This is a genomic window from Mycobacterium sp. NGS27 (assembly GCF_059813005.1).
The window spans coordinates 491653-498983 of sequence record NZ_JCALDT010000005.1 but is presented as its reverse complement, the minus strand read 5'-3'; the positions used below and the strand labels follow the sequence as shown (position 1 = coordinate 498983).

The 7331-nt window shown below is 61.6% G+C and carries 4 protein-coding genes; 3 read left to right on the top strand and 1 reads right to left on the bottom strand.

Annotation, left to right across the window (positions count from 1 at the left end):
• Positions 1-27 precede the first annotated feature (27 nt).
• Complete coding sequence (locus AC5Y30_RS16875) at positions 28-231, bottom strand: MbtH family NRPS accessory protein (RefSeq protein ID WP_499919795.1); 204 nt, start codon at positions 229-231, stop codon at positions 28-30.
• Between the two features lie 784 nt (positions 232-1015).
• Between AC5Y30_RS16875 and AC5Y30_RS16870 the strand changes: the two genes are divergently transcribed.
• From AC5Y30_RS16870 to AC5Y30_RS16860, 3 genes are read left to right on the top strand one after another with little or no spacing between them, the layout of a single operon-like run.
• Positions 1016-1435: an MmpS family transport accessory protein gene (locus AC5Y30_RS16870; RefSeq protein ID WP_499919849.1), complete on the top strand. Its 420-nt coding sequence runs from the start codon at positions 1016-1018 to the stop codon at positions 1433-1435.
• On the top strand, positions 1432-4356 hold the full coding sequence (locus tag AC5Y30_RS16865) for an MMPL/RND family transporter (RefSeq protein ID WP_499919794.1): 2925 nt from the start codon (positions 1432-1434) through the stop codon (positions 4354-4356). The genes AC5Y30_RS16870 and AC5Y30_RS16865 overlap by 4 nt, the downstream gene beginning before the upstream one ends.
• Before the next feature lie 7 nt (positions 4357-4363).
• Entirely contained in the window at positions 4364-7288 is a 2925-nt protein-coding gene (locus AC5Y30_RS16860) for an MMPL/RND family transporter (RefSeq protein WP_499919793.1), read from the top strand.
• Positions 7289-7331 lie beyond the last annotated feature (43 nt).

Below are 7331 nucleotides of genomic sequence, written 5' to 3'. Positions count from 1 at the left end.
GACTCCTTTAAGTAACAGAGCTGCTGATCAGAAGGCCGGCCCGCTGGGATGATTCAACGGCCGCGTAGTGCTCCGGTTTTGTTCGATGGAAGCGAGACACGAAGTGCGCTTCGCCGTGCCGGAGGCCGGGCGACAGCCGGTCGGGACTCCGCCCCACAGACTGTGGTGCTCCACCTTGCTGCCCAAGACCAGAAAGCTCCCCGTACGGCCGCCGAACCGATCAATCCTCAATAGTTCCCCTAGCCGCCCGAAGGGCAAGGTATGTGAAACCGCTCCAAACCATAGTGGAGGTCAACACGCCCTGTGCGGGTTTCGGCAAACATTCTGGCGTAGCTCTAAGAACCGTGGCGGAACAAGCGCACCCGGCCAGCCAACGGGGTCCTGAAGTGCAGCGATCGGCTGACTGCAACTCTTATTTACGGACCTGTAAGGGGCCCCGCGGCAGCGCCCAAACGTTCGCTGACCGGCCGTCGGGGTTCGCCGTCGCGGCAGCCCGTCCCCCAAGTCCGAATTCGTGTGAACCATGTCGGCGCGCCCCGCCCGCGGGCCCAGACGGCGGTACCCTTCGCGGGCGTACTGTGCATTACGATCCAATATCGCGTTGAGAAAGTGCCGATACGGAGACCACGCACGTGGTTTACTCGTCAGAATCAGGTCGCGGTCCCTGATGCGCTGCACATTTGAGGTGATCGCCGCACGGCTAACCTGCGGCGTCCATGCTCGAAGTGCTTGCTCTTTGGTGGACCGCGATTGATGTGTAGGTTGCAAGTTCGAACAACTGACATACGCCAGTGTGGACGCGGGTGGAAGGTTGGATGCGATGGTCGAGCAGGGGGTGCGAGACGTTGCTGGAGCCGACTCCGATGTCGCTGACACGGCTCCCTTGCACACTGGACAGGAGTCCGGCAGCCGAGGCGGCCTCCCGCGACGTGCGGGCCGGCCTCCCGCTGCGCCACCAACGCTGAGCGGGTCTCGGGAGATCCGCCGAACTCGGGGGTTTTCGATTTTCAAAGTTCTGGGGCGGCTGTGGGTGCCGCTGGTCATTCTCGCCGTGGTCGTTGCAGGAGGCTTCACTGTGTCCCGACTGCACGGCATCTTCGGCTCCGAGAAGCAACTCTCGTATTCCGACACCAGGGCCGGTGATTCCAAGCCCTTCAACCCCAAGCATCTGCGATACGAGGTTTTCGGCCCGCCGGGGACCGTGGCCGCCATCAGCTACTTCGACGTCAATGGCGAACCCCAACACCTCAAGGAAGTAAGCTTGCCGTGGTCTCTGGAGTTCGCGATCAACACGGCAACGTCGGCCGGAAACGTTGTGGCTCAAGGGGATACGAACAGCATCGGCTGTCGCATTCTCGTCGATAACGTGGTCAAAGCCGAAAAGACTACTCACGAAACGGCCGCCTTCACCTTCTGCCTGCTGAAGGCAGCATGAGCCGGCCACAATTGCGCGACGAGCAGCAGTTGCGCGACGAGCAGGCCAGGCCCCCCTTCGCTCCGCGGACCATCCGTCGATTCTCGGTGCCGATCATTTTGGCCTGGGTGGCGCTCGTCGTATTAATGGGCATCACCATCCCTTCGTTGGAGAAGGTCGAGCAGACCCATTCAATGTCGTTGGATCCCAGCGATGCGCCCTCCTTCAAGGCGTCGAAGCGCATCGGCGACAAATTCAAGGAAAGCAATTCCGGCAGCGGCGCGATCATCGTCCTAGAGGGACAGGAGCCTCTCGGCGACGCTGCACACAGCTACTACAACAACATCATTCGTCAGCTGCAGGCCGATCCGAAACACGTGCAGCACATCCAGAATTTCTGGGGCGATCCGCTTACGGCGGGCGCTGCGCAGAGCGCCGACGGTAAGGCCGCTTATGTGCAAGTCGCCGTGCGCGGCAACCCGGGCACGAGCGAGGCAAACGAGTCGACCCTGGCCCTCGAGCACATCGTCGCCCGCACACAGGCGCCGCCGGGTGTCAAGGCGTATGTCACCGGACCCGCGGCGATCGTTGCGGATATGGGCCACAGTGGTGACCGCACGGTCATCCTCATCACCGCGGTGAGCCTCGCGGTCATCTTCATCACGCTGCTGCTGGTCTACCGATCGATCGTCACCGTCATCGTGTTGTTGCTGATGGTCGGGATAGAACTGCAAGTGGCCCGGGGAATTGTGGCATTCCTCGGCGATCATGGAGTCATCGGCCTTACGACTTTCGCCGTTAATCTACTGGTGTCAATCGGGATCGCGGCGGGAACCGACTACGGCATCTTCTTCTTCGGCCGATATCATGAGGCGCGTCAGGCCGGCGAGGACCGGGAAGCGGCCTATTACACGACATATCACGGCACCGCAAAGATTGTTTTAGCCTCCGGTTTGACCATCGCCGGCGCACTCTTCTGCCTCAAATTCACCCGGCTCCCCCATTTCCAGGCTCTCGCGATTCCCTGCGCGCTCGGCGTGGTGGTTGCCGTCGCGGTCGCCCTCACGCTTGTTCCCGCCGTTCTCCATGTGGGGAGCCGTTTCGGCCTCTTCGACCCGAAGCGACGGATTACGGCGCATCGATGGCGGCGGATCGGCACCTCGATCGTTCGGTGGCCGGCGCCCATTCTCCTCGCGACTTTGGCGGTCGCGCTCATCGGGCTGTTGACGCTGCCGGGCTACCGGCCGAGCTACAACGACATGAACTACATCCCGAAGAACATCCCCGCCGCGCAGGGCTTCGCCGCCGCGAAGCGGCATTTCCCGCCGTCGCGGATGATGTCGCCCGAGGTTCTGATGGTGGAGTCCGATCACGATCTGCGAAACTCGGCGGACGCACTGGTATTGGACAAGCTCGCCAAGGGCGTCCTCGCGGTTCCAGGCATTTCCACCGTGCAGGGTCTGACGCGGCCGGAAGGCACGCCGATCGCGCACACTTCGATACCGTTCATGATCGGCATGCAGAACGCGGCACAGCTCGAGATCATGCCGTTCCAGAAGGAACGCATGAACGACATGCTCGTGCAGGCGGACGAACTGGCCAAAATGATCGCGCTCATGCAGCACATGTACAGCCTGATGCAACAGCTGATGACGACCACTCATCACATGGTCGGCGAGACGCACGACATGCAGGCGATCACCAATGAGATGCGTGATCACATTTCGGATTTCGAGGACTTCTGGCGGCCGATCCGCAGCTACTTCTACTGGGAGAAGCACTGCTACGACATTCCGATCTGCTTTTCTCTGCGATCCATCTTCGACACACTCGACGGCGTCGACGAAATTACCGACAAGTTGAGAGATCTGGTCGCGGATCTCGATCAGATCGACCTGATCATGCCGCAGATCGTTGCGCAGTTCCCGACGATGATCGGGACCATGCAGAGCATGCGAACCATGATGCTGACCATGCACAGCACCATGTCCGGGATGTTTTCATCGATGGACGAGGCCGCCGGTAACTCGACCGCCATGGGCAAGGCTTTCGACGCCGCGAAGAACGACGACTCTTTCTATATCGCGCCCGAGGTCTTCAAGAATGCGGACTTCAAACGGGTGCTGGACATCTTCGTGTCGCCGGACGGCAAGGCCGCTCGGATGCTCATCACCCAGAAGGCCGATCCCGCGTCGCCCGAGGGCATCGGGAGGGTCGACGCGATAAAGAGTGCGGCCGAGGAGGCGCTCAAGGGGACTCCGCTGGAATCCGCCAGGGTTTACCTCACCGGTACCGCCGCCTTCACGAAGGACATCATCGACGGATCCAAATACGATCTGCTGATCGCGGGCGTCGCGGCCGTCTGCCTGATCTTCATCATCATGCTGATCGTGACGCGAAGTTTCGTCGCCGCGTTGGTCATCGTGGGAACGGTTCTGCTGTCGCTCGGTGCATCCTTCGGGCTGTCCGTGCTGGTCTGGCAGTACTTACTCGGCATCCAGATACACTGGCTCGTACTCATCATGGCCGTGCTGGTACTGCTGGCGGTGGGTTCAGACTACAACCTGTTGCTGGTAGCGCGAATGCAAGAGGAATTGGGCGCCGGCATCAAGACGGGCATCATCCGCGCCATGGGCGGTACCGGCAAGGTCGTGACAAACGCCGGCCTGGTGTTCGCGTTCACCATGGCATCAATGGTCGTCAGCGACCTGGTCATCATCGGCCAGATCGGCACGACGATCGGGCTGGGTCTGCTGTTCGACACGCTGATCGTGCGTGCGTTCATGACCCCGGCCATCGCCGCGCTGCTGGGACGCTGGTTCTGGTGGCCGCAGCGGGTACGCCCCCGACCCGCCAGCGCCTTGCTTCGGCCGACGGGGTCCCGTCCGTTGGTGCGCGCCCTGCTGAAACAGCCGCCCGTCGGTAGCGGAATTCCCAGCTGATCGCCGCATGAGTACCAAATACTCTCGGGAGCCCGCCCTGGCGCGGATGATCCGCAGGCTGTCCGTGCCCATCATCTTGGCGTGGGTGGCGCTGGCCGCGGTGGTGACCCTGGCGGTTCCCTCGCTGGAGCATGTCGGGCAAAAGCATTCCGTGCCGCTGGCTCCCCAGGACGCGCCGGCGGTGCAGGCCATGAAGCGGATGGGCCGGGATTTCAAGGAATCCGACTCCGACAGTTTCGCGATGGTCGTCCTCGAGGGGCAGCAGCCACTCGGCCCCGATGCTCACACGTACTACGACAAACTGATTCGCGATCTGAGGGCCGATCCGAAGCATGTTCAGCATGTGCAGGATCTGTGGGGAGATCGACTCACGGCCGGGGGTGCCCAAAGCCCCGACCGTATGGCCACATACGTGCAGGTCAATCTGGCGGGCAACCAGGGCACCACCCTGGGGCAGGAATCGGTGGCCGCGGTCCGCGATATCGTGAATCGAACGCCGCCGCCACCAGGCGTCAAGGCTTATGTCACCGGTCCCGCAGCGCTCGTTTCGGATATGCAGCGAAGCGGTGACCGATCCATCCTGAAGATGACCGCGATAGGCGCCGTAATCATCTTCGTGGTACTGCTTTTCGTCTATCGGTCGGTCATCACCGTGGTTCTGTTGCTGGCCACGGTGGGAGTCGAAGTGCTGGCGGCCCGGGGAATCGTCGCATTTCTCGGTGACCACAACATCCTGGTGCTCTCGACGTTTGCGACCAGCCTGCTCACGGCCCTCGCAATGGCCGCCGGGACCGACTACGCCATCTTTTTCCTCGGCCGATATCAGGAGGCCCGTCATTCGGGCCAGCACCCGGAAACGGCTTACCACACCACGTACCGCGGGGTCACCCCCGTCGTCTTGGGATCTGGTTTGACGATCGCCGGGGCGATCATGTGCCTGAGTTTTACCCGGATGCCGATCTTCCAGACCATGGGCATGCCGTGCGCAGTGGGCATGGTCGTCGCGGTCGTGGTGGCGCTCACGCTGGTGCCGGCGGTTTTGACCTTCGGGAGCGGGTTCGGTCTGTTCGACCCCAAGCGTGCGATCGGTTACGGCCGCTGGCGCCGGATCGGCACCGCGATCGTTCGATGGCCCGGCCCGATTCTCGTGGCAACCATCGCGATCGCGCTGATCGGCCTGGTGACCCTCCCGGGCTATAGAACGAGCTACAACGACAAGCTCTATATCCCTAAAGACATTCCGGCGAACGTCGGGTACGCGGCCGCGGATCGGCACTTTTCGCAATCCCGGATGATGCCCGAGATTTTGCTTCTCGAATCGAATCACGACCTGCGTAACCCGGCGGACTTTCTGGTGTTGCACAAGGTCGCCAAGGCGATTTTCCGCGTTCCGGGCATTTCGCGGGTGCAGGGCATAACCCGGCCCGAGGGCACGCCAATCGAACACACCTCGATTCCGTTTTTGCTCAGTTTGAAAAACGCGACTCAGATGCAATACCAGCAATACATGCAGATGCGTGCCGATGACATGCTCAAGCAGGCAGACATCATGACGGCGCAGATCGCCACGATGAAGCACCTGTACGCATTGCAATCGCAACTCACCGACATCACTCATCACTCGATCGGCGTCACGAAAGAGATGGTCGGTGTGGTGAACGAGTTGAGGGACCACGTTTCGGACTTTGAAGACTTCTTCCGACCGATTCGCAGCTACTTCTACTGGGAGAAGCATTGCTACGACATCCCGATATGCAACTCGCTTAGAGCGATCTTCGACACGCTCGACGGTGTCGACGAGCTCAGCGACAAGATGGAAGACCTGATCAAGGATCTGGAGAATCTGGACTCTCTGTTGCCGCAGCTGCTGCAGCAATTTCCGCCGCTGATCGCCTTCGCTGAAGACGCCAGGAACATGATCCTGAAGATGCACAGCACCATGGCCGGGATGCTCGGCGGGATGGATGAATCGACCTCAAACGCCGCCGCCATGGGACAGGCGTTCGACCAGGCTAAGAACGACGATTCGTTCTATCTGCCGCCGGAGGTTTTCGACAACGCGGACTTCAAGAAGGCGATGGAGTCGTTCTTGTCCCCGGATGGAAAAGCGGCGCGGTTCATCATCTCGCACCGGGGCGACCCCGCCACGCCCGAGGGCATCGCGAGGATCGACAAGATCAAGACGGCGGCAGAGGAGGCGCTCAAGTCGACGCCCCTCGAGAGTGCCAACGTCTATCTCGCCGGGACGGCGTCGACATTCAAAGATTTCCACGATGGGGCGAAATACGACCTGTACATCGCGGGAATCGGTGCGCTGTGCCTCATTTTCATCATCATGCTGGTCCTCACCCGAAGCTTTGTGGCCGCGCTGGTGATCGTCGGGACGGTGGCGCTGTCCCTGGGCGCGTCGTTCGGCCTGTCGGTGCTGATCTGGCAGTACGTTCTGGGCTTCAAACTGCACTGGATGGTGCTTCCGATGTCCGTCATCGTCCTGTTGGCGGTCGGATCTGACTACAACCTGCTGCTGGTGTCCCGAATGAAAGAGGAAATAGGCACCGGGATCAATACCGGCATCATCCGTGCGATGGCGGGCACCGGCAAAGTGGTGACGAATGCCGGCCTGGTCTTCGCTTTCACCATGGCCTCGATGGCGGCGAGCGATCTGCGCATCATCGGTCAGGTCGGCACCACCATCGGTCTGGGGCTGCTGTTCGACACGTTGGTGGTTCGCTCGTTCATGACGCCGACCATCGCGGCGCTGCTCGGACGGTGGTTCTGGTGGCCACAGATCGTTCGAACCCGTCCGCCCAGCCGGATGCTTCGCTCCCGGCCACCGCGGCCGGTCGTGCGCGAACTGCTCGGGGAGAGGTTCGGCGGCGACGACGCGGTCACCGCCCCGATTCCGAGGCCCTCGAGGCTTCCGTCCTACTAGTCAGGGGCCGCCTGCCCCCCGGCCGCGATCCGATGCCCGTGAT